We start from the raw sequence: 21,563 nt of genomic DNA on the forward strand, positions 1-21,563 counted from the left end.
GGTCATTGTGCCGTGAAATGCCGATGGATGATTTGGCTGCTCCCAGTACGATGGCGCCCGTGCGACCCTGGGATGCGTTCACCTCCGCCGAGGCGGAGGTCCGAGCGATGGTCGCGGACCCGCGCTGGCAAGGGCTTTCCGTCCCCGACCGGGCCCACGTGCTGGCCGCCAGAATACTTGTGACCCCAGATGGCGACAGGTGGCTCTTCGGGGTCCACGCGCGCTGGCATCTGCACGATCCGGCCGACGGCCGCTGGCACCTCGCGCCGCCCCCGAGGGGCACCCGGGTGCGCCAGGTGCAGCATCCCGCCGCGGTCCTGCCGGAGGACGTGATCCCGTACGGGCCCGACTTCCACGCCGAGCCCGGCTCCACCCAGGCGTTCATCGGCCCGGACGTCTCGGAGGACCTCACCGAGCGGCTCAGGGTGCTCCTGCGGGCCAGCGGGCTAAAGTCGGAGCTGGACTACCCGCTGACGGCCTTCGACGAGATCTTCGGCTCCGACGTGCCGAGCACGGTGGCGGCCGTCTGGGGCACGATCATGTGGTGCGCGTACGCGCCCGCGTTCGACGGCAACGAGCGGCTGATCACGGTGTTCGGCGAATACCTGCGCCGGCCGCTGCCCGGCGACGAGTGGGTGCGCTGGTTGCCCGCGCCGCCGCTGCTCGACCTCGCCACGCTCGTGGCCGAGCGGCTGCGGGCGGGACAGTCGCGGGCCGCGCTCAGGCTCGCCGCCACCATGGCGGACGCGGCCCAGATCCTGATGTCCGACATCCGCTTCAGGCCGCGGGCGCTCGCCCTGCTGACGATGGTCGAGCCCATGCTGCGCCGGCGGGGGCCCGACAACCACGCCGACGCCGAGGCCCTGCGCGCGGCCTGGCTGGAGCGGTGCCCGCGGCGGCTGTGCCGGGCCCTGCTGGTCGAGAACGACCCGGAGGCGGACTTCTCGCACGCCGTCTACGACCTGGTGGAGGCACTGGCCTTCATGCCCGACCCGCCCATGGCCGCCGCCACGTTCCTGGCCGACCTGTCGGACTCCAGGGGGCAGTTGCCGGCCCGGCTGGACCACCGGCTCCGGCGCGCGTACGAGGAGCTGGAGCGCGCCGGGCTGACCGGCACCTCGGCGAGCGAGTCGACCGAGCCGGACGGCTTCCCCGTGCGCGGTCAGGTGCTGACCAAGCCCGCGGCGGCGCTGGAGGTCGCGCCACCGGACCGGGCGGGCACCGCGGCCGTGCTCGGGGCCGCGTACGCGACGGGGCTCGCGTGGGGCAGGCTGACGGGGGCCAGGGTGCCGGAGCGGGGGCTGGCCGGGCAGACGGCGCTCGTCCGCAGACTCATCCACGAACGCGACGACAACCACACAGACCCCACCTAAACCACAAATTTCGCTATTTATCCCTTACTTCGCCTATATCGTTCTAACACTTGAGTAACAGGCCATTCTCCGAATTGTGATCTCGGAATCGGGAAATGATCCCGGCGGAGCCCCGTGGTTCGGAAAGGAATGACTCCGATGGGCCATGTCGCCAGAAGGGTCGCCGCCGTAACCTCGTAGAGGGTGTGGGCTGCGGAAGGAAGGACGACGCGGTGGGGCACGATGACCTGGACTCTCGGGTCCACGACCGTGTCGCGTTGGACGAGATTGCGCTCTACGCCGAGGTGCTCACGGCCGTGGCTGTCAGCGAGCGGCGGCTGACCTTGGACGAACTCGACGACGCGCTCGGATTGCGGACTTCGGCGAGCCGCTGAAGGATCAACTCGATTACTAGCCCCGGAGACCTAGTTAGAAGGTTTCCGGGGTTTCCCATAACTAGTTAATCCCTCGGTACGTCCTCCTTCTGAAGGAGGACCGCCGCACTATGAGCGGACGAGGCGCGCGATGGCCGCCGACGCCTCCTTGACCTTCGCGTCGGCCTCCGGCCCGCCAGTGTTGATCGCGTCCGCCACGCAGTGGGAGATGTGCTCCTCCAGCAGCCCCAGCGCGACCGCCTGGAGCGCCCGCGTGGCCGCGGAGACCTGGGTGAGCACGTCGATGCAGTAGGCGTCGTCATCGACCATGCGCTGCAGGCCCCTGATCTGACCCTCGATCCGCCTGAGACGCGTCAGATATGCCTGCTTGTCTCCGCTGTACCCATGCATGCTTCTAAGGTACCCGTAACGGGTGGGGGGTGCCCGGGTCGCTCAGCGCAGGTCCCTGATGAGCTTCTCCCACTGCTCGGCCACCTCGCCGGGCGCGTGGCGCACCGCGGTGTCCAGCGCGCCCGCCGCGAGCGAGCGCCGCCGGCGCTCGTCGTCGATCAGCGCCAGCAGGGCCGCCGCGAACAGCTCCAGGTCGCCCTCGGTCTCCGGCACCAGCACCCCGTTGTAGCCCGTCGCCACGAACTCCCTCGGCCCCCTGGCCCCCTCGAAGGCCACCACGGGCACCCCGCAGCCCATGGCCTCCAGCACCGCCATGCCGAGGTCCTCGCTGATCGAGGTGGTGGCCACGATCGACGCCTTGGCGAACTCGCCCGCCAGGTCGGGCGTCGTGCCCATGAAGTAGACGTGGTTGTGCAGGCTGAGCTCGCGCACCAGCGCGCGCAGCCGCCGCTCCTCCGGCCCGCCGCCGTACAGGCGCAGCCGCCAGTCGGGGCGCTTGTCCACCACGATCGCGAACGCCCTGATCAGCCGGTCGTACGCCTTGACCGGCACCCACCGGCCGCCGGCGGCCACGATCCGGTTGTCCATCCGCGAGCGCGGCCACGGCCCCTTGGGCAGCGCGTCCAGCACAGAGGTCACACGGGGCCCGTCGGTGAGGAGCTTGCTCCACTCCTCCTCGGCCGACTCCGTGGCCGTCACGACGGCGTCCAGGCGCGGGTAGTAGCGTTTCACCGGCGCGGGGACGGCCGGCCGGCCCCACTCCCTGGCGATCTTCAGGGTCTCGCGCGGAGCGTGCCGCGCGGCCTGGACGCCGAGCCCCGGCCTCGTCGTGATCAGCACGTCGGATTTGAGGTTGCGCATCAACCGCCACAGCGCCACCTCCGCGCGGACCTGCCCGCGCGGGAACAGGTGCCGGACGCCCGGCCGGGCGTCGATCAGGCTGCGCATGGTCACCTTGGGCCCGACCGCGAAGAACGGCTTCTCCCGCTGCCGCCTGACGCTGATCACCTCGACGTCGTGCCGGTCGGACAGGGCGGTCGCGAGGTTCAGCGTGGCGTGCACGTCACCTCTCATCGCGTACGCGGAGGCGAGGAGCAGGCTGACCTTCATCCGCCGACCTCGATCCGCAGCTCGTCGTCGGCGGTGTAGCAGGGCCTGATGGGCACCCCGTCCACCGTGGCCGAGGGATAGTGCAGCCGGCGTCTCTTGCCGTCGACGTCGTCGAGCCGCGAGCCCAGCCTGAGCGGCGTGGGCACGCCCTCGACCTCCAGCGCGGGCTCCCAGGTGCCGGAGCTCGCCGCGGCGTCGGGGTCGGCGCCCACCACGTCCACGAGCGACACGGCGGCGTGGAAGCGCACGCCCTGCACGGTGGCGGTGGCCGAGAGCCGCGCGTTGGTCTGCCTGCGGTCCAGTCTCAGCACGGCCTCATGGCGGGAGTCGTCGTCCTCCAGCCCGGTGTACGCCAGCAGGCCCATCACCTCGAAGCGCCCCTCCCTGAACCAGATCGAGCGGACCTCGGCCACCGGCTCGGCATCGGAGATCTTCAGCGCGAGGAACCCGTTGCGCGTGCGGTACGAGCGGTAGGCGAGGGTCCGCTTGCACAGGGCGTACGCGTCGAGGTGGTCCAGCGAGAAACCCGGATCGACGCTGCGCAGCCTGCTGCGCTTGCCGCCCGCCCCCCGCAGGTAGGCGTCCCAGCGTCCGGTGGTGAGCTCCAGCGGCGCGAGCGAGACCGCGACCGTGGCCTCGCGCGCCCGAGCGCCCGGCGTGCCGAGCCGCACGTCGCGTTCCACCCCCGTGGTGCGATGCCTGAGCACGAGTTCGGTGCCGTCTTCCAGTGGTGCGTCGATGGCGAGCCGGAGGGCGAGGATGTCGGCCAGAGTGACTTCGGCGTCCGTGACGACGACGCCCATCACGAGCCCCCTCCCCGTCGAATAGAGCCATGCGACGTTGAGGTTACCGTGATTTTCCCGTTATGTGGATGCTGGATTTCGTGCAGTTGACCCGCATGACGTGCGAAGCTCCTCCACAAGAGCTGTGGAGGAGTCCGACATCGCACAGTCAGGAAGCGCCCTTGACCGATTTGATCAAGAGCTGGGCGACGTCCACGACTTCGAGCGATTCCTTGGCCTCGCCGTTGTTCTTCTTCTCGTTGATCGCGTCCCCGAGCATGACCATGCAGAACGGGCAGGCGGTCGAGACGGTGTCAGGATCGGTCGTCAGCGCCTCGTCCACCCGCTCGGTGTTGATGCGCTTGCCGATGCGCTCCTCCATCCACATGCGCGCGCCGCCGGCGCCGCAGCAGAACCCGCGGTCCTTGTGCCGGTGCATCTCCTGGGTCCGCACCCCCGGCACCTTGGACATGATGTCGCGGGGCTGGGAGTAGACCTTGTTGTGGCGGCCCAGGAAGCACGGGTCGTGGTAGGTGATCTTCTCCTCGATCGGGGTGATCGGGGTGAGCAGGCCCTCGTCCACGAGCTTCGACAGCAACTGCGTGTGGTGCACCACCTCGTACGTGCCGCCGAGCTGCGGATATTCGTTGGCCAGGGTGTTGAAGCAGTGGGGGCAGGTGGCGACGATCTTCTTGACGCCGGCCTCGTTGAGGGTCTCGATGTTCTGCTGGGCCAGCATGTTGAACAGGTACTCCATGCCCAGGCGACGCGCCGGGTCGCCGGTGCACGCCTCCATCGGGCCGAGCACCGCGAACTTCACGCCCGCGATGTGCAGCAGCTCCGCCACGGCCTTGGTGGTCTTCTTGGCCCGGTCTTCGAGCGCGCCCGCGCAGCCCACCCAGAACAGGTATTCGGCGTCCTCGGGCATCTTGTCCTCGACGAGCTCGACCTCGAAGTCGAGTTCCTCGATCCAGTCGGCCCGCTTCATCTCGGACATGCCCCACGGGTTGCCCTTGTTCTCCAGGTTCTTCACCATCACCCCCGCCTCGGACGGGAACGACGACTCCACCATCACCTGGTAGCGGCGCATGTCGAGGATGTGGTCGATGTGCTCGATGTCCACCGGGCACTGCTCGACGCAGGCGCCGCAGTTGGTGCAGGACCACAGCACGTCGGGGTGGATCACGCCGTCCTCGCCGACCAGCGGCTTGTCCAGCAGCGCGAGCACGTCGGTGTCCTTGTGCTCCACGCCCTGCTGGGCGGCCAGCAGGTACGGGGCCACCTTGAAGGCGTGGTCGCGCTGGTCGAGGATGAGCATCTTCGGCGAGAGCGGCTTGTCGGTGTTCCACGCCGGGCACTGCGACTGGCAGCGGCCGCACTCCGTACAGGAGTAGAAGTCCAGGAAGCCCTTCCACGTGGTGTCGGCGATCTTGCCGCGGCCGAGCTTCTCCGGGTCGAGGTCCTCGTCCTCGAAGTCGACGACCTTGCCCGCCACCCGCATCTCCGGCGCGCCGCCCAGGCCGTCGGGACGGCGCGAGAAGAGCACGTTGAGGGGGGCGGTGAAGATGTGCAGGTGCTTGGAGTTCACCACGATGACCAGGAACACCAGCATGAAGCCGATGTGCAGCAGCAGCGCGATCTCCTCCAGCAGCGGGCTGTCCGGCAGCACGTCGCCGAGCGCGAGCGAGACGAACGCGCCGGAGGAGTAGGGGAAGTTGCCGTTGGCCGCCGAGGCGCCCCTGGCCAGGAACAGCGTCCAGATGATGTTGAAGATCATGAACAGGACGAGCCACGCGCCGCCGAGGTGGGAGCCGGAGAAGCGCGAGCTGCGGCCGAGCTTGTCGGGCGAGTTCTTGATCCGGATGGCCGCGAAGGCGATCAGGCCGAGCACGCAGGCGACCGCGATGAAGTCCTGCAGGAAGCCGAGCACGCCCCAGGTGCCGATCAGCGGGATGTGGAAGTCGGGCGTGCCGGTGATCGCGCCCTGGATGATCGCGCCGTACGCCTCGATGTAGACGGTCAGCAGGATGAAGAACGCCCACATGACGAAGAAGTGCGCGACGCCGGACGGCGTCCACTTCAGCAGCTTCTTCTGCCCGAACACCTCGACCAGCTGCGCCTTCGCCTCGTCGGCCGCATGGGTCTTGGCGTACTCGATCCGCTCCGGCGCGGGCGGCCCCACGGTCGCCAGCCTGAACAGGAACAGCGCCCTGCGGCCGGCGACGGCCACCGCGAGGACGGTCATCACGAGCCCGATGATGGCTACCCAGAGCACAGGGTCCTCCCACAGACGACGTTGGCTGTCAGCGTACGGTCACCCGTCCCACCAACCGCTACCCAGATCCTACCCGCGAGTAACATCTCCGGCGTACGCGACATACCCTATGGTCATCGCTCTGCGCAGAACAATGCTCTAGCCGGTGAAGTACCTCTGGATGGTCGGCGCGAGCAACGCCACGAGCTCGTCGTGACTCGCGCTCGCCATCGGCTCCAGCCTGATCACGTAACGGGCCATGACCATGCCGAACATCTGGGCGAACGCCGCCTCGATCCGCAGGTGCGGCACCTCCAGCCGGTCGGCCACCTGGTAGAGCAGCGCGTTCGTGAAGAACTCGCGGACCATCATGACCGTCTGCTCGTTCGTCATGGCCGAGCGGATCAGCGCCAGCATCGGCTCGCGCGTCTCGGGCGAGGCGGTGACCTGGAGCAGCAGGCGTACGAGCCGCTCGCCGACCTCCTCGCGCGGGCCGTTGACCAGCACCAGGACGATGTTCTCCGGGGAGAACGGCAGCCGCATGGCCGCCGCGAACATGCCCTCCTTCGTCTCGAAGTAGTGGTGCACGAGGGCGGGGTCGACCTTGGCCTCGCGGGCGATGCCGCGCACGGTGGCCTTGTCGAACCCCTTCTCCGCGAACACCTTCCTGGCCGCGGCCAGGATCTCCCCCCGCGTGTCTGCCGACCCCGGCCGCCGCCCAGGACGTTTCCTGTCCGTGCTCATGGCCTCACTTCGTGAGGCGGCTCGGTCGCTCAAACCCGCCGCCTTCCCTCGTCGCTCCAGTCGCTCCGCTCCCTGCGCTCCTCAGTCCAGGCGGCGGCGCTCCCTCGCGTCACCGGCCCACCGCCAGGTAGACGCGCATGGGGACGGAGAGCACGCCTTCGGGGAACTCCTCGCGCAGCTCGACGCGCTGCCGCTCGACCAGCTCGTCGGCGACGTGCGGCGGCAGGGCCGCCATGTAGGAGTGGGAGCGCAGGTCGAGCAGGAAGTCCTCGATGCCGACCAGCCGGGTCCAGGGAATCCAGCGCTCCTCGATCACCTCGAAGGCCGAGGCGATGGGCGGCGCCGACCACTGCTCGACCGCCGGGCCGTAGTAGGAGGGCACCGCCTCCGCCAGGCGGGCCTCGTAGGCGGCCAGCCAGCCGACCTGCGCCGCGTGGTTGAAGTTCCAGCAGCCCACGATGGCCCCCTCGGGCCGCAGCACCCGCCTGGCCTCGGCGATCGACACCACGGGGTCGAGCCAGTGCCACGACTGCGCGTACGTCACCAGGTCGGCCACGCCGTCGCCCAGCGGCAGCGCGTTGCCGTCGCCCAGCACGGCCGCGACGCAGGGCGTTCCGCCCTCCGACCGGGAGACCAGGCGGGCCAGCATCTCCGCGCCCGGGTCGACCGCGATGACGTGGGAGCCGCGCGCCCTGAGCGCGCGCGTCATGATGCCGGTGCCCGCGCCGACGTCGACCGTGGTCGCGCCGTCGAGGTCGACGCCGGACACCTCGGTCAGCGCGCGGTACAGCTCGTCGGGATAGTGGGGCCGGCCCGCGTCGTACGCGTCGGCCACCCGCTCGAAGATCCTGCCCAGGCCCTTGATCGGTCCTATGTTCATGAGGTCGCCGCCAGGTGCAGCCGGGCGAACGCCAGCCCCTCCGCCAGATCGTCGATCCGCTCGGTGCGGCTGGCCGCCTTGCGGGTGTTGATCTCCAGCACCACCAGCCCCGAGTAGCCGGTGTTGGCCAGGCGCTCCAGCATCGGGGCGCACGGCTGGTTGCCCCTGCCGGGCACGAGGTGCTCGTCCTTGTTGGTCACCCCGAGGCCGTCGGCCAGGTGGAGGTGGGCCAGCCGGTCGCCGAGCTTGACGGCCATCTCCATGGCGTCGGAGCCGGACACGGCCGTGTGCGACAGGTCGAGCGTGACCTGCGGGAAGTCGTAGTCGATCGGGTTCCAGTCGGGCGAGTAGGGCACCACGTCGTTGCCCCTGGCCTTCAGGGGGAACATGTTCTCGACCGCGAACGTCACGTCCGTCTCGTCACGCATCCTGGCCAGCCCCGTCTCGAACTCGCGGGCGTACTCGCGCTGCCAGCGGAACGGCGGGTGGACCACGACCGTCGAGGCGCCCAGCCGCTCGGCGGCCTTCTGCGCCTTGACCAGTTTCGCCCAGGGGTCGCGGCCCCAGACGCGCTGGGTGACCAGCAGGCAGGGCGCGTGGATGGCCAGGACGGGGACATGGTAGTGCTCCGAGAGCCGCTCGATCACGTCGATGTCCTGGCTCACGGGGTCGGCGCCCACCATGATCTCGACACCGTCGTAACCCAGGCGCGCGGCCAGCTCGAACGCGTCGGGAGTACGTTCCGGATATACCGAAGCAGTGGACAATGCGATCTTCGCATTGGGCACGCGGATGACATCAGCCACGCTGCCAGCCTAAGCCGGTGGAGCGGATCTGGCGCGAAAGCCCCTTTGGTGAGCCGCGTCCGGGGGCTGGCTTAACTTTGGGACATGCCACGGATAGCGAAGGGTGCGATCCCCAGCCCGAACATCTGGAACACGCCCCAGATCTACGAGCTGGAGAACCGCGCCGTCGACCCCGAAGGCGCGGCCGACGCGGCGATGCGCGCCCTACGCCCCTGGAACGACGCCACCGTGCTCGACATCGGCTGCGGCACCGGGTTCCACCTGCCCGCGCTCGCCTCCGAGGCCGCGCAGGTGATCGGCGTGGAGCCGCACGGCGACCTGGCCACGCTCGCCAGGCGCCGCTGCGCCGCCCTGGCCAACGTGGCCGTCCACGCCGCCACGGCCCAGAACCTGCCGCTGCCCGACGCGAGCGTGGACGTGGCCGTGGCGCGCTGGGCGTACTTCTTCGGCCCTGGCTGCGAGCCGGGCCTGCGCGAGCTGACCCGGGTGGTACGCCGGGGCGGCGCGGCCTTCGTCCTCGACCTCGACGCCACGCGGGGGGCGTTCGGCCGCTGGTTCTCGCGTACGGTGCCGACGTACTCCGTCCGGGAGGTCGAGTCGTTCTGGGACCGCCAGGGCTGGCAGCGGCGGCCTCTGGACCTCAGGATGGCCTTCGAGCGGCGGGCGGACCTGGAGGCGGTGCTGCGCATCGAGTTCACCCCCGAGGTGGCCGAACAGGCCATCGCCGAGACGCCGGGCCTGGAGCTCCCCTACCCGAACGTGCTGCGCTGGCGCTACTACTGAGCTCATGGCCTCACTCCGTGAGGCGGCGCGGTCAGGCTTGACATTGACGTCGGTGTCAACGTTTACGGTGGAGGCATGCGCATCGGTGAGCTGGCGGAACGCACGGGGGTGAGCACTCGCTCGCTTCGCTACTACGAGCAGCACGGGCTGCTCAGAGCCCGTCGCGGGTCCAACGGCTACCGCGACTACAGCGAGGACGACGTCAGGCTGGTGTCCGAGATCCGGGCGCTGCTCAGCATCGGTTTCACGCTGGAGGACACCCGGCCGTTCATCGACTGCCTGCGCCGGGGGCACAGCTCGGGAGGCTCGTGCGCGGAGTCGGTCGAGGTCTACGAGCGCAAGCTCAACGAGATCGACGAGGAGATCCACGTCCTGCTCACCCGCCGTGCCGAGGTCGCCGCCCAGCTCGCGCAGTCGTGCCCAGGTTGCTTCGTAAGGGGATAGACATGATCACGTTGACCACCGAGAACTTCGAGGAGCAGGTGCTCAAGAGCGACAAGCCGGTGCTGGTCGACTTCTGGGCGGAGTGGTGCGGGCCGTGCCGCATGGTGGCGCCGGTGCTCGACCAGATCGAGGCTGAGCACGGGCTGACCATCGGCAAGCTCAACACCGACGAAAACCCGGAGATCATGGCCCGTTACGGCGTGATGGGCATCCCGACGCTGCTGCTGTTCGAGAACGGCGAGCCGGTCAAGCAGGTCGTCGGCGCCAAGCCCAAGCGCATGCTCGTCTCGGAGCTGGGCCTGGCGTAGCCCCCTTCGGGCCCGCGCCTGTCGAAGATTGTCGGCACGTCCCGCTAGCCTGCTCGACATGGCCAAGACTGCCCAGAAGCCCGGATACCGCTGCGCCGAGTGCGGATGGCGCACCACCAAGTGGGTGGGCAGGTGCGGCGAGTGCCAGGCGTGGGGCACGGTCGACGAGGAGGGCGCGCGCGGGGCCAATGTCGTCCAGGCCGGCGCCACCACCGGGCCCGCGGTGCCGATCGGGCAGGTCAAGGCCGAGGTGGCGACCGCCCGCACGACCGGCGTCGGCGAGCTCGACCGGGTGCTCGGCGGCGGCCTGGTGCCGGGGGCGGTGGTGCTGCTCGCGGGCGAGCCGGGCATCGGCAAGTCCACGCTCCTGCTCGAGGCCGCGGCCCGCATCGCCGAGCGCGAGACGGTCCTCTATGTGACGGGCGAGGAGTCGGCGGCCCAGGTGCGGCTGCGGGCCGACCGCATCGGCGCGATCCGCGACCGCCTCTACCTCGCGGCCGAGACCGAGCTGTCGGCCCTGATCGCCCACGTGGAGAAGGTCGAGCCCACGCTGCTGGTGGTCGACTCGGTGCAGACGATCGGCTCGGCGCAGGCCACTGGCGTGCCCGGCGGGGTGACGCAGGTGCGCGAGGTGGCCGCCAACCTGGTCCGCCTGGCCAAGGAGCGCAACATGGCCACCGTGCTGGTCGGCCATGTCACCAAGGAGGGCTCGATCGCGGGCCCGCGCACGCTGGAGCACCTGGTCGACGTCGTGCTCAACTTCGAGGGCGACCGCCACTCCAGGCTGCGCATGGTGCGCGCGATCAAAAACCGGTTCGGGCCCACCGACGAGGTCGGCTGCTTCGACCTGCACGAGCGCGGCATCGAGGGCATCACCGACCCGAGCGGCCTGTTCGTCTCGCGGCGCAGCGAGCCGGTGCCCGGCACCTGCGTCACCGTCACGGTCGAGGGCACCCGCCCGCTTCCCGCCGAGGTCCAGGCCCTGGTCGCCCGCACCGAGGCGCAGCAGCCCAGGCGCACGTCGTCGGGCCTCGACACCTACCGCGTGCAGATGATCCTCGCGGTGCTGGAGCGCCGGCTCAACGCCCGGCTCGGCGGCTGCGACGTGTTCACCGCGACCGTGGGCGGCATCAAGCTGGCCGATCCGGCCGTTGACCTCTCGGTCATGCTCGCCGTCGCGAGCGCCGCCGGCGACAAGCCGCTGCCGCCCGGCCTGGTGGCGCTCGGCGAAGTCGGCCTGGCCGGCGAGCTGCGCCCGGTCAAGGACGTACGCAGGAGGCTGACGGAGGCGGCCAGGCTCGGTTTCAAGCGGGCCCTCGTACCGTCCGGGTCGCTCGAAGAAGGCAGCCGCAAGCGTAACGGACAGCGTGCTCTGGTGCCGGTGGGGCCGGTGGCGTTCGCGCCCGGGTTCGAGGTGGTGCAGGCGGAGAACGTCTGGGACGCTCTCACGCACGTGACATAGCACGGCTAAGCTGAGCGTGACCGATCGACACGGGGGTCAGGTGGATAGGAGTCTGGACGACCGTCGTCGCGACGCCTTGGCCGCGGTGGCCCCGGGCACGCCTCTGCGCGACGGCCTGGAGCGGATCCTGCGCGGGCAGACCGGCGGGCTGATCGTGCTCGGCTACAACAGGGTCGTCGAGGAGCTGTGCAGCGGCGGTTTCGAGCTCGACGTCGACTTCTCCGCCACCAGGCTGCGCGAGCTGGCCAAGATGGACGGCGCGATCGTGCTGAGCGGCGACCACAAGATCGTCCGCGCCGCCGTGCACCTGGTGCCCGACCCGTCCATCCCCACCGACGAGTCCGGCACCCGCCACCGCACCGCCCAGCGCGTGGCCCGGCAGACCGGCCTGCCCATCATCGCCATCAGCAAGTCGATGCGCATCATCGCCCTCTACCTCGACGGCATCCGCTACGTGCTGGAGGAGTCGGCGGCCATCCTCTCCAAGGCCAACCAGGCCCTGGCCACCCTGGAGCGCTACAAGCACCGCCTCGACGAGGTCTCCGGCACCCTGTCGGCGCTGGAGATCGAGGACCTGGTCACGGTCAGAGACGTGTCCGCGGTGGCCCAGCGGCTGGAGATGGTCCGCAGGATCTCCGACGAGATCAAGGGCTACGTGGTCGAGCTGGGCACGGACGGCCGCCTGCTGTCCCTGCAGCTGGACGAGCTGGTGGCGGGGGTCGACTCGGAGCGGGAGCTGGTCATCCGCGACTACCTCCCCGCCCCCTCGGGCCGCCGCCAGCGCCGCCTGGTCGAGGCGATGCACGACCTGGACAAGCTGTCGGGCAGCGAGCTGCTCGACCTCGCCGCCGTCGCCCACGTCCTGGGCCACACCGGCGCCGACAAGCTGGAGAGCCCGGTCAGCCCGCGCGGCTTCCGCCTCCTGGCCAAGGTCCCCCGCCTCCCCGCCACGGTGGTCGACCGCCTGGTCAACCATTTCGGCGGCCTGCAGAAGCTGCTGGCGGCCAGCATCGACGACCTGCAGGCGGTGGGCGGGGTCGGGGAGTCGCGCGCCCGCAGCGTCCGCGAGGGCCTCTCCCGCCTGGCCGAGTCCTCCATCCTGGAGCGCTACGTCTGAAACCAGCGCCACCACCAGGACCGAACGGCCGATCCGCCCGGCTGCCGTCTGCCTCATAACGACTCCTCCATGATCACATGACCGGCTCACTCTCCTGTGAGTCCAGATCATGTGTGGAGAAATCACGACATGGTGCGCAAGCTCCTCGGGTCGTCAGCGGAGGTGGAAGACGCCCTTGACGGTGCGGAGCTGGCCCATGCGAACCGTGGCCACGTACGTGCCGGGCAGCGCCACGGTCGGGGTGGAGCGGCAGTCGGTGCTGGAGCGGCGCCGGTCCCATTCCAGGGACCGGACGTACGGCACCCCGCGCTGCAGTTCCTTGACCTCCGAGCCCCCACCGCTGACGCAGTCGGCGGTGGACCAGATGCGGTCGGCCCCCGAGGTGATGCGAACCTCCATGGCGCGCGGCCCCACGTCGGTGGTGCACATCACGGTGCCGGTGTTCACCAGAGTGACCATGAACGTCGGCCGGGCCTCGCCGGTGTAGATCGGCTCCCTGCCCCCCTGCATGCTGAGCACCAGGTCCTGCTCGGCGCAGGGGTCGCCGGGGCGCTTGGGGAGCGCCGGAGGGGTCGGCTTGGGGATGGACGGGGACGGGGACGGGCTGGCCGTGCCCATGGCGAGCGTACGCAGCCCCGCCAGCAGGGGATCGACGGCAGGCGTCGCGCTCGGTGAAGATTTCGCGCTGGACGTGCGTTCCGGCCCGCTGCCCCCGCTGGAGCACGCCCACGCCACGACGGCCACCACGACGAGCACCGCCACCAGCACGCTCATCCGGCGCCGCCAGTAGACGTCACCGCCGTCGCCGCGCATAGTATCCGGATCCATAGGCACAGGATGGTAGCCGTGCGGCTACAACGAGTGACGACACGCCGAAGGGCCTACTTCTACGAATACGCTTGACCGCGTGGTTGAGCCGAACCTCCTGCACGTCCCCGTTCTGGACTGGTACGAGGACAACGCCCGAGACCTCCCGTGGCGCGCCCCCGACGCGACCCCCTGGGGTGTGCTGGTGAGCGAGATCATGCTCCAGCAGACCCCGGTCGTACGCGTCCTGCCCGTCTGGCACGAGTGGATGGACCGCTGGCCCACCCCCGGAGCGCTGGCCGCCGAGCAGCCGGGAGAGGCCGTACGCCACTGGGGGCGGCTCGGCTACCCGCGCCGGGCGCTGCGCCTGCACGCCTGCGCCAAGGCCATCACCGACGAGCACGGCGGCGAGGTGCCCTCCGACCACGAGACCCTGCTGTCCCTGCCCGGCATCGGCGAGTACACCGCCGCCGCAGTCGCCAGCTTCGCGTACGGCGGCCACCACGCCATCCTGGACACCAACGTACGGCGGGTCTTCGCCAGAGCGGTACGCGCGGAGGAGTACCCTCCCACGGCCACCTCAGCGGCCGAACGGCGGCTGGCGGAGGCCCTCCTGCCGGAGCTGGGCGCCGCCCGCTGGGGCGTGGCCGTGATGGAGCTGGGCGCCCTCGTCTGCACGGCCCGCTCCCCACGCTGCGCCGACTGCCCGATCACCAACGTGTGCGCCTGGCGCCTGGCGGGCAAGCCGCCGCACGCCGGCCCCGCGCGCAAGGGCCAGACGTACGCGGGCACCGACCGGCAGTGCCGGGGCCGCCTGCTGGAGGTGCTGCGGAAGGCCCACGGCCCGGTGCCCAAGGCGGCCCTGGACGTGGTGTGGGACGACGCCGTCCAGCGCGAGCGCGCCCTCGACGGCCTGATCGCCGACGGCCTGGCCGAGCACCTGGACGACGGCACCTACCGCCTCCCCCACGCGACTACCTGACCCAGAGCGGCACGATGCGCTCCGCGTCCTTGGGCGCCAGGTCGCAGGCGTCCGGCTCCGACACCCCGTCCGGGTTGTAGGCCCGCGCCCCGGCCGGGGCGGCCACGATGGACACGAACCCGCGCTCCGGGTCGGCGAACATCTGGCGGCTCACGTCCGCCGGCAGCACCATGGTGTCTCCCGGGCCCACCTCGACCCGCTCGCCGCCCAGCTCGACCACGGCGGACCCGTCGAGCCAGGTCCACACCAGCTCGGCGTCGAAGGCGTGCACCGGCCCCACCATGCCCGGCTTGGCGTCCACCCGCCACATGGCCTGGCCCGCCCCGCCCTGGGTCGGAGAGGCGAGCGTGGTCATGACGCCGTTGGGCGTCTCGGTCTTGCGGGAATCGGCGGCCATGACAACAGACATGTTCGAACTCCTCTAAGATAGGCAACTACGTTGTCTATATAGTTAACCAGGTTGTCTATCATGTCAAGCCCAGGCTTCGAACTTCCGCTGCGTCTGCTGCTCGCGTTCAGGGTGCTGATCGACGAGCTCCATGCCGAGCTGGCCAGGCAGGGGCATCCGGACATGCGGCCCATGCACGGATTCGTCATGCAGGCGATCGGCCCGGACGGCACCACGGCCGTCGAACTGGGCCGCACGCTCGGGGTGTCCAAACAGGCGGCGGGGAAAACCATCGACACCCTGGAACGCGTCGGCTACGTGGAACGCACCGCCGATCCCCACGACACCAGACGCAAGATCGTCCGGCTCACCCCGTACGGGATCGACGCCCTGAACCGGTCGGCCCGCATCTTCGACACCCTGCGCGCCCGCTGGGCCGCCGAGCTCGGAGAGGACCGCCTGCAGGCCCTGGAGTCGGACCTGCGCAGAATGACCCCGGCCAATCTCTGGCGCCTCGACACCCCCGGCTGGTTCAGCGGCTTGTGAAGCGCGGAGGACCGCCCGCAAGGGCCCAGGCGCGGCGCCCAGGCGGTTGAGAGCCTCGGAGGCGGCGCCTGGGCGGGGCTCAGGCGGCCAGCTGGAGGCCCAGGCTGGTCAGGTTCGTACGGGCCCAGGCCAGCTCTTCGGCCAGCAGCGACACCAGGGCCCCCGGCCCCTTGGCACGCCCGGGAACGGTCAGGTTGTGCGTCTCGACCTCGATGTGCGCGCTGCCGCTCACCGCGCCCGACAGCATCGCGGTCAGCGTGTCGTGCAGCACGGCCCCCGTGCTCGGCGTCTCCCCCGTGTGGTTGTGCACGTGCCCCAGCTTGACCACCGGCGCACCGGCCTTGGCCAGCCCCTTCAGGGCCGCGCCCGGCTCCTCGGCCCCGCAGGCGAGGTGGCAGGCGTCCAGGCACACGCCCAGGTGCTCGGAGTCGATGCCGCCCACCCGCTCAAGAGCCTGCTCGGTGGTCTCCAGCACGCACCCGGGCCACGGCTCGAACCCGACCCTGATGGTCTTCCCCGTCACGCTGTAGATGCCGCGCAGCTCGCGCGCCAGGCGCTCCAGCCGGCGGGTGGCGATCGAGTGCAGGTCGGCGGGCCAGTCGCGGCGCCACCCGATCGGGATCGTCGAGATGCTCCCGAACCGCACGTCCTCCGGCAGCAGGAACGCCAGGATCTTGGCCAGGGCCATGGTGTAGCGGTAGCGCTCGGGCTTGGCCCAGTCGGGGCCGGGGACCTCCTGGTTGCGGCCGCCGGTGCCGTTGAGGCTCACGACCTCCAGGCCGCGCTCCTCCAGGGAGCGGCGCAGCCGTACGAGCTCGATGCGGTCGGCCGTGAGGTGGTCGGCAACGGTCGGCGAGAGCCACAACCCGATGCCCATCCGCTCCACGCCCAGCCGCTTGCGCACCGGAACCGCGTAGCGGGTCAGGTGGGCGATCAGGTTCTCCAGGTCCTCGGCAGGGTGGATGCCCGCGTTGTAGGCGAGGTGAACGAGCGTTCCGTCATCGTGACGCAGGCGCATCGGTTTCCTCCACGGCTTGCTCTTTGTGTTCCTTCGCCCGCCTCGGACGTTGCTGACCCTTGTGAGCATGGCTGCTCGTTCGGAGGTCGCGCGTCCGCCCTGAGTTGATTTCGCACTACTCCCCAGGGAGCAGGCCTCAGCCTAAGAACACGATCTTGTGATTCGCTTGGATGCGACTTCGGAGAAGCTCTACACATTGTAGTACTACTCGCGGTGGCGGCACACCCGGTACTTCAACAATTACGCAACGACCGAGTGAGGCCACCGCCGGGACATGCGGCGCAAGGGGACGCCGGCCAGGCGAAGGGCCGAGGCGACTGCCGACCTTACCCGGTCGCCGTGGGCCATGCGGGCGTCATACGGGCAAAAGGCCTACCGCGCCGTGAAGTCCCGGGAACGCCAGGCGGACGAAGCAACAAGGACGCCACCCCCGACGTCACGGAGACGCGCACACCGGGCGGGCGGGGCGCCGAAGCCGCAACGCGATCCCCAAGAGAAGCAGGAGCCGCTCAGCGCCTCCCTGACGCCAAGAGGCGCCCCCGCACCCCCGCACCCCGCACCCCCGCACCCCCGCACCCCCGCACCCCCGCACCCCCGCACCCAAGGCATGCGGGCATGCGAAAAGCCCCCGTGTGAGGGATTCACACGGGGGCTTTCGGGATCCGTCAGTGCTGGATCGGAGCCGCGATGGCGGCGGCCGAGTCGGGGACCTTGGAGGCGGACTCGCCCTTGAAGATGAACTTGGCGTTGTCGCCCTCACCCTCGATGGTCACCTTGACGACCTGCCCCGGCCGGAGCTCGCCGTACAGGATCTTCTCCGACAGCGAGTCTTCGAGCTCGCGCTGGATCGTACGGCGCAGCGGACGGGCGCCCATGACCGGGTCGTAGCCCCGGTCGGCCAGCAGCTGCTTGGCCTCGGGCGAGACGTCGAGCCCCATGTCGCGGTCCTTCAGCCTGCTGTCCACCTGGGTGAGCATCAGATCCACGATCTGGATGATCTCCTTCGGCGTGAGCTGGTGGAAGACCACGATGTCGTCGACACGGTTGAGGAACTCGGGCCGGAAGTGCTGCTTGAGCTCCTCCTGCACCTTGGACTTCATCCGGTCGTAGTTGGAGTCGGCGTCATTCGACTTCGCGAACCCGACCCCGATGCCCTTGGAGATGTCGCGGGTGCCGAGGTTGGTGGTCATGATGATGACCGTGTTCTTGAAGTCGACCACGCGGCCCTGGGCGTCGGTCAGGCGACCGTCTTCCAGGATCTGCAGCAGCGAGTTGAAGATGTCGGGGTGGGCCTTCTCGATCTCGTCGAAGAGGACCACGGAGAACGGCTTGCGCCGCACCTTCTCGGTGAGCTGACCGCCCTCCTCGTAGCCGACGTAGCCGGGAGGCGAGCCGAACAGCCTGGAGACGGTGTGCTTCTCCATGAACTCCGACATGTCCAGGCTGATCAGAGCGTCTTCGTCGCCGAAGAGGAACTCCGCCAGAGCCTTGGACAGCTCGGTCTTACCGACACCGGAGGGGCCCGCGAAGATGAACGAGCCGCCGGGACGGCGCGGGTCCTTCAGACCGGCGCGGGTGCGCCGGATGGACCGCGACAGGCCCTTGATGGCGTCGTCCTGGCCGATGATCCGCTTGTGGAGCTCGTCCTCCATGCGGAGCAGGCGCTGCGACTCCTCCTCGGTCAGCTTGAAGACCGGGATGCCGGTGGCGGTCGCCAGAACCTCTGCGATGAGCTCCTGGGTGACCTCGGCCACGACGTCCATGTCGCCGGCCTTCCACTCCTTCTCCCGCCGCTCGCGCTTGAGCTGGAGCTGCTTCTCCTGGTCGCGGAGGGCAGCCGCCTTCTCGAAGTCCTGCGCGTCGATCGCGGACTCCTTGTCGCGGCGGACGTTGGCGATCTTCTCGTCGTATTCGCGCAGGTCCGGCGGAGCGGTCATCCTGCGGATGCGCATCCGGGAGCCGGCCTCGTCGATGAGGTCGATGGCCTTGTCGGGAAGGTAGCGGTCGCTGATGTAGCGGTCGGCCAGCTGCGCGGCGGCCACCAGCGCGTCGTCGGTGATGGACACGCGGTGGTGCGCCTCGTAGCGGTCGCGCAGACCCTTGAGGATCTCGATCGTGTGGCTGAGCGAGGGCTCGGCCACCTGGATCGGCTGGAACCGGCGCTCCAGCGCCGCGTCCTTCTCGAGGTACTTGCGGTACTCGTCGAGCGTGGTCGCGCCGATCGTCTGCAGCTCGCCGCGCGCCAGCATGGGCTTGAGGATGCTGGCCGCGTCGATCGCGCCCTCCGCGGCGCCCGCGCCGACGAGCGTGTGCAGCTCGTCGATGAACAGGATGATGTCGCCGCGCGTGCGGATCTCCTTGAGCACCTTCTTCAGGCGCTCCTCGAAGTCACCGCGGTAGCGGGAGCCGGCGACCAGGGCGCCGAGGTCAAGCGTGTAGAGCTGCTTGTCCTTCAGCGTCTCGGGCACCTCGCCCCTGACGATCTTCTGCGACAGGCCCTCGACGACGGCGGTCTTGCCGACGCCGGGCTCGCCGATGAGAACCGGGTTGTTCTTGGTCCTCCGGGAGAGGACCTGCATGACCCGCTCGATCTCCTTCTCACGGCCGATGACCGGATCCAGCTTGCCCTCGCGGGCCGCCTGGGTCAGGTTGCGGCCGAACTGGTCGAGCACCAGGGAGGTCGACGGGGCCGACTCCTGCGGGCCGCCTGCCGCGGCCGGCTCCTTGCCCTGGTAACCGTGGAGCAACTGGATGACCTGCTGCCGCACACGGTTGAGATCAGCTCCAAGCTTGACCAGCACCTGGGCGGCCACACCCTCACCCTCGCGGATGAGCCCGAGCAGGATGTGCTCGGTGCCGATGTAGTTGTGACCCAGCTGCAAAGCCTCACGGAGCGACAGCTCGAGGACCTTCTTGGCCCGCGGGGTGAACGGAATGTGCCCCGACGGAGCCGACTGGCCCTGGCCGATGATCTCCTCGACCTGCTGGCGCACACCCTCAAGGCTGATCCCAAGGCTCTCCAGAGCCTTGGCGGCCACGCCCTCACCTTCATGGATCAAGCCAAGAAGAATGTGCTCAGTGCCGATGTAGTTGTGGTTGAGCATCCTGGCCTCTTCTTGGGCCAAGACGACAACACGCCTCGCTCGGTCGGTGAACCTCTCGAACATCTCGTCGCTCCTCACAGAGCGGTCAGTCAGGTCCGGTAAATCCGGGCCCGTCATCCCGCATGCTAGCCCTGGCTCGGCGAACCGTGCCCACTGCCACTGACACGCTCTATAGCAGAGACGTTCCCCGAGAGCAGGGCGTTCACCCTCCATCCAACTACTGTTCGGGGGTGACGTGTTCCCGATACGCCGCAAGCGAACGATGTTTAGGACGCTTCGCGGAAGCGTCGAAAATCGCCCCTGCGGCGCATGCGATACACACGGATCGGCCATCGGACGCGCCCGGGCGGAGTCGGCGTTGGGGCGCCACTTCGCCCGCACATCCCAGATGCCGCGTCCGTATCGTTACGTAATCATCCTACGTAGCGGAGGGCCACCGTCCAAACGCCCGTCCTACGCCCTGAGCACAACGCGGCACAGGCGGCGCACCGGGCGAATCTTGTATCCGGTCAGCCCGGTTACCAACTTCATCTCGCATGATGAGACCACGCCCCGCAGGGCGCGCGGGATTCGAGCAACTTCTACGCAGTTGAGAAGACACGGCATTGTGCGCAGATGCCGGGGAACGGGGATTGTCCGAGCCGTGCTCGGGTTCGCGGGTTTTGCCCGCCGACGGGGATCCCGGCGCCCGCGGTATTGCCCGCCTCCGTGCATCCCCTCCGTCACGGCTTTACCCGGGAGCCGGTCACGGGTTTACGCTCGGTGAGATCACCGGTATACACGCGGCGCCGTCCGTAGATCGCTCCAAGGCTATACGGCGCCGGGTTTTCCGCTATGGCGCGTTCCATGAGCGCGGAGGAACGCTCATGACGTACGGACGCGAGCGTACGTTGAATGGGGCATGACCGCCCCACACGGCTTTCGGCGCGCGACTGCGGCGCCATCACATATGTGGACGCCCGCCGCCGAAACAGCGCCCGGGACGGAGCCGGAACATGCAGCCAAAACGCCCGCATATGTGCGCATGGAAGATCACCATCCGGACGTCCGGCTTTCGAGTTCCGGGCCCGGATAACGATCATGCGCTTATGGCGGCCGCCGGGGTCCTAGGCGAACGGCATAAGCGCATGGTCGATCGTTGACTCGCTCAGTGAGCCGCTTCGTACTTCTCGACGACCGTGGAGGCGATCCGCCCGCGCTCGCTGACCGGCAGGCCGTGGGCCTTGGCCCACTGCCGGATCTCCGAGCTCTTCTCGCGGCTCATCGCCCTGCTGCCGCCGCGACCGCGGCGACGCGTGGAGATGGCGCCCGCCCTGCGCGCGTGCTGCACGAAAGGCGTGAGCGCGTCCCTCAGCTTCTTCGCGTTAAGGTCGCTGAGGTCAATCTCATAGGACGAGCCGTCAATAGCGAAGCTGACCGTCTCATTGGCCTCGCCCCCATCGAGGTCATCGATGAGAATCTCCTGGATCTGCTTGGCCATCTACGCAATCCTTTCGCGGAGCATTGTTTCATTCGCCTGCCCAAACATATACCCGGAAAGGCGCGGAGACAATTCAGCGCAGCGGGGATTCGGCTGACTAGCCGATCAGTTCTGGCTCTCGGCCTGATCCTCGCGGTTTCGGCGGCCGCCCAGGGCCTCGGACCGGACCAACTTCACTACGCCAAAGATGAAGGCGCCGCCCACCACCACAGGGGGGATGAGCGCTGACAATACGTCTGTAAGGGCTTCCATTCGTCCTCGCCTCCACGGCTAGCGGGGTTTGGGGGGCGCATTATGCGGATGGGAGCGCGCCCGGGAGGAGCGCTGCGGCCCTCACGGCGCGCTGGGTGACTACCGTTCGCACCCGACCATAGCGGCGCACAGATGCCCTGCGCCTCGCGGGGCACCAAC

20 protein-coding genes are annotated in these 21,563 nt (G+C 69.3%); 8 read left to right on the plus strand and 12 right to left on the minus strand.

What is annotated here, in order from left to right; all coding sequences use genetic code 11:
• The first annotated feature begins 50 nt into the window (after nucleotides 1-50).
• Nucleotides 51-1,373 carry a hypothetical protein gene (locus ACIBQ1_RS25560; RefSeq protein ID WP_397281289.1) on the plus strand — a complete coding sequence of 441 codons (1,323 nt, stop codon included), beginning with the start codon at nucleotides 51-53 and terminating at the stop codon, nucleotides 1,371-1,373.
• A gap of 482 nt (nucleotides 1,374-1,855) precedes the next feature.
• Here ACIBQ1_RS25560 and ACIBQ1_RS25565 read toward each other — a convergent pair whose 3' ends face one another.
• From ACIBQ1_RS25565 to ACIBQ1_RS25595, 7 genes are all read right to left on the minus strand, one after another.
• Nucleotides 1,856-2,137, minus strand: a complete 282-nt coding sequence (locus ACIBQ1_RS25565; protein ID WP_394506365.1) for a metal-sensitive transcriptional regulator — start codon at nucleotides 2,135-2,137, stop codon at nucleotides 1,856-1,858.
• 42 nt (nucleotides 2,138-2,179) lie between these two features.
• Nucleotides 2,180-3,247 (minus strand): glycosyltransferase, encoded by a 1,068-nt coding sequence (locus ACIBQ1_RS25570; protein WP_397281290.1) that lies wholly within the window; start codon nucleotides 3,245-3,247, stop codon nucleotides 2,180-2,182.
• Nucleotides 3,244-4,050 carry a hypothetical protein gene (locus tag ACIBQ1_RS25575; protein WP_397281511.1) on the minus strand — a complete coding sequence of 269 codons (807 nt, stop codon included), beginning with the start codon at nucleotides 4,048-4,050 and terminating at the stop codon, nucleotides 3,244-3,246. Before ACIBQ1_RS25575 ends, ACIBQ1_RS25570 begins: the two co-directional genes overlap by 4 nt.
• A 148-nt stretch (nucleotides 4,051-4,198) precedes the next feature.
• Complete coding sequence (locus tag ACIBQ1_RS25580; RefSeq protein WP_397281292.1) at nucleotides 4,199-6,304, minus strand: (Fe-S)-binding protein; 2,106 nt, start codon at nucleotides 6,302-6,304, stop codon at nucleotides 4,199-4,201.
• A gap of 138 nt (nucleotides 6,305-6,442) precedes the next feature.
• Nucleotides 6,443-7,027 carry a TetR family transcriptional regulator gene (locus ACIBQ1_RS25585; RefSeq protein ID WP_397281293.1) on the minus strand — a complete coding sequence of 195 codons (585 nt, stop codon included), beginning with the start codon at nucleotides 7,025-7,027 and terminating at the stop codon, nucleotides 6,443-6,445.
• A gap of 109 nt (nucleotides 7,028-7,136) precedes the next feature.
• Nucleotides 7,137-7,907 (minus strand): class I SAM-dependent methyltransferase, encoded by a 771-nt coding sequence (locus ACIBQ1_RS25590; protein WP_397281295.1) that lies wholly within the window; start codon nucleotides 7,905-7,907, stop codon nucleotides 7,137-7,139.
• Entirely contained in the window at nucleotides 7,904-8,713 is an 810-nt protein-coding gene (locus tag ACIBQ1_RS25595; protein ID WP_397281296.1) for a sugar phosphate isomerase/epimerase family protein, read from the minus strand. The genes ACIBQ1_RS25590 and ACIBQ1_RS25595 overlap by 4 nt, the downstream gene beginning before the upstream one ends.
• A gap of 84 nt (nucleotides 8,714-8,797) precedes the next feature.
• Here ACIBQ1_RS25595 and ACIBQ1_RS25600 point away from each other — a divergent pair, with 84 nt between their 5' ends.
• From ACIBQ1_RS25600 to disA, 5 genes are all read left to right on the plus strand, one after another.
• A complete protein-coding gene (locus ACIBQ1_RS25600; RefSeq protein WP_397281297.1) occupies nucleotides 8,798-9,496 on the plus strand; it encodes a class I SAM-dependent methyltransferase in 699 nt (232 codons plus the stop codon).
• Between the two features lie 75 nt (nucleotides 9,497-9,571).
• Nucleotides 9,572-9,940 carry a MerR family transcriptional regulator gene (locus tag ACIBQ1_RS25605; RefSeq protein WP_397281299.1) on the plus strand — a complete coding sequence of 123 codons (369 nt, stop codon included), beginning with the start codon at nucleotides 9,572-9,574 and terminating at the stop codon, nucleotides 9,938-9,940.
• 2 nt (nucleotides 9,941-9,942) lie between these two features.
• A complete protein-coding gene (gene trxA, locus ACIBQ1_RS25610; protein WP_355366182.1) occupies nucleotides 9,943-10,248 on the plus strand; it encodes a thioredoxin in 306 nt (101 codons plus the stop codon).
• 58 nt (nucleotides 10,249-10,306) lie between these two features.
• The gene (gene radA, locus ACIBQ1_RS25615; protein WP_397281301.1) at nucleotides 10,307-11,710 is read left to right on the plus strand and encodes a DNA repair protein RadA; all 1,404 of its coding nucleotides are present in this window, start codon (nucleotides 10,307-10,309) and stop codon (nucleotides 11,708-11,710) included.
• 40 nt (nucleotides 11,711-11,750) lie between these two features.
• Nucleotides 11,751-12,827 (plus strand): DNA integrity scanning diadenylate cyclase DisA, encoded by a 1,077-nt coding sequence (gene disA, locus ACIBQ1_RS25620; protein ID WP_397281302.1) that lies wholly within the window; start codon nucleotides 11,751-11,753, stop codon nucleotides 12,825-12,827.
• Nucleotides 12,828-12,980: 153 nt separating this feature from the next.
• On the opposite strand, the gene ACIBQ1_RS25625 is transcribed toward disA, so the two are convergent.
• Nucleotides 12,981-13,655, minus strand: coding sequence for a hypothetical protein (locus tag ACIBQ1_RS25625; protein ID WP_397281304.1), 675 nt, complete (start codon nucleotides 13,653-13,655; stop codon nucleotides 12,981-12,983).
• A 79-nt stretch (nucleotides 13,656-13,734) separates the two neighbouring features.
• Between ACIBQ1_RS25625 and ACIBQ1_RS25630 the strand changes: the two genes are divergently transcribed.
• Nucleotides 13,735-14,616: an A/G-specific adenine glycosylase gene (locus ACIBQ1_RS25630; protein WP_397281305.1), complete on the plus strand. Its 882-nt coding sequence runs from the start codon at nucleotides 13,735-13,737 to the stop codon at nucleotides 14,614-14,616.
• Here ACIBQ1_RS25630 and ACIBQ1_RS25635 read toward each other — a convergent pair.
• Nucleotides 14,609-15,025 carry a cupin domain-containing protein gene (locus tag ACIBQ1_RS25635; RefSeq protein ID WP_397281307.1) on the minus strand — a complete coding sequence of 139 codons (417 nt, stop codon included), beginning with the start codon at nucleotides 15,023-15,025 and terminating at the stop codon, nucleotides 14,609-14,611. The two genes, ACIBQ1_RS25630 and ACIBQ1_RS25635, sit on opposite strands and share 8 nt — an antisense overlap.
• 60 nt (nucleotides 15,026-15,085) lie before the next feature.
• On the opposite strand from ACIBQ1_RS25635, the gene ACIBQ1_RS25640 reads away from it, so the two are divergent.
• Nucleotides 15,086-15,550, plus strand: coding sequence for a MarR family winged helix-turn-helix transcriptional regulator (locus ACIBQ1_RS25640; RefSeq protein ID WP_397281309.1), 465 nt, complete (start codon nucleotides 15,086-15,088; stop codon nucleotides 15,548-15,550).
• A gap of 79 nt (nucleotides 15,551-15,629) precedes the next feature.
• Here the strand turns inward: ACIBQ1_RS25640 and ACIBQ1_RS25645 are convergent, their stop codons facing one another.
• The 3 genes from ACIBQ1_RS25645 to ACIBQ1_RS25655 form a co-directional block, all read right to left on the minus strand.
• Entirely contained in the window at nucleotides 15,630-16,568 is a 939-nt protein-coding gene (locus tag ACIBQ1_RS25645; RefSeq protein WP_397281311.1) for a sugar phosphate isomerase/epimerase family protein, read from the minus strand.
• Between the two features lie 665 nt (nucleotides 16,569-17,233).
• Nucleotides 17,234-19,735, minus strand: coding sequence for an ATP-dependent Clp protease ATP-binding subunit (locus ACIBQ1_RS25650; protein ID WP_355366209.1), 2,502 nt, complete (start codon nucleotides 19,733-19,735; stop codon nucleotides 17,234-17,236).
• Between the two features lie 1,084 nt (nucleotides 19,736-20,819).
• Entirely contained in the window at nucleotides 20,820-21,152 is a 333-nt protein-coding gene (locus ACIBQ1_RS25655; protein ID WP_355366212.1) for an Lsr2 family protein, read from the minus strand.
• Nucleotides 21,153-21,563 lie beyond the last annotated feature (411 nt).

Source organism: Nonomuraea sp. NPDC050153 (assembly GCF_044460125.1).
Classification (GTDB): Bacteria; Actinomycetota; Actinomycetes; order Streptosporangiales; family Streptosporangiaceae; genus Nonomuraea.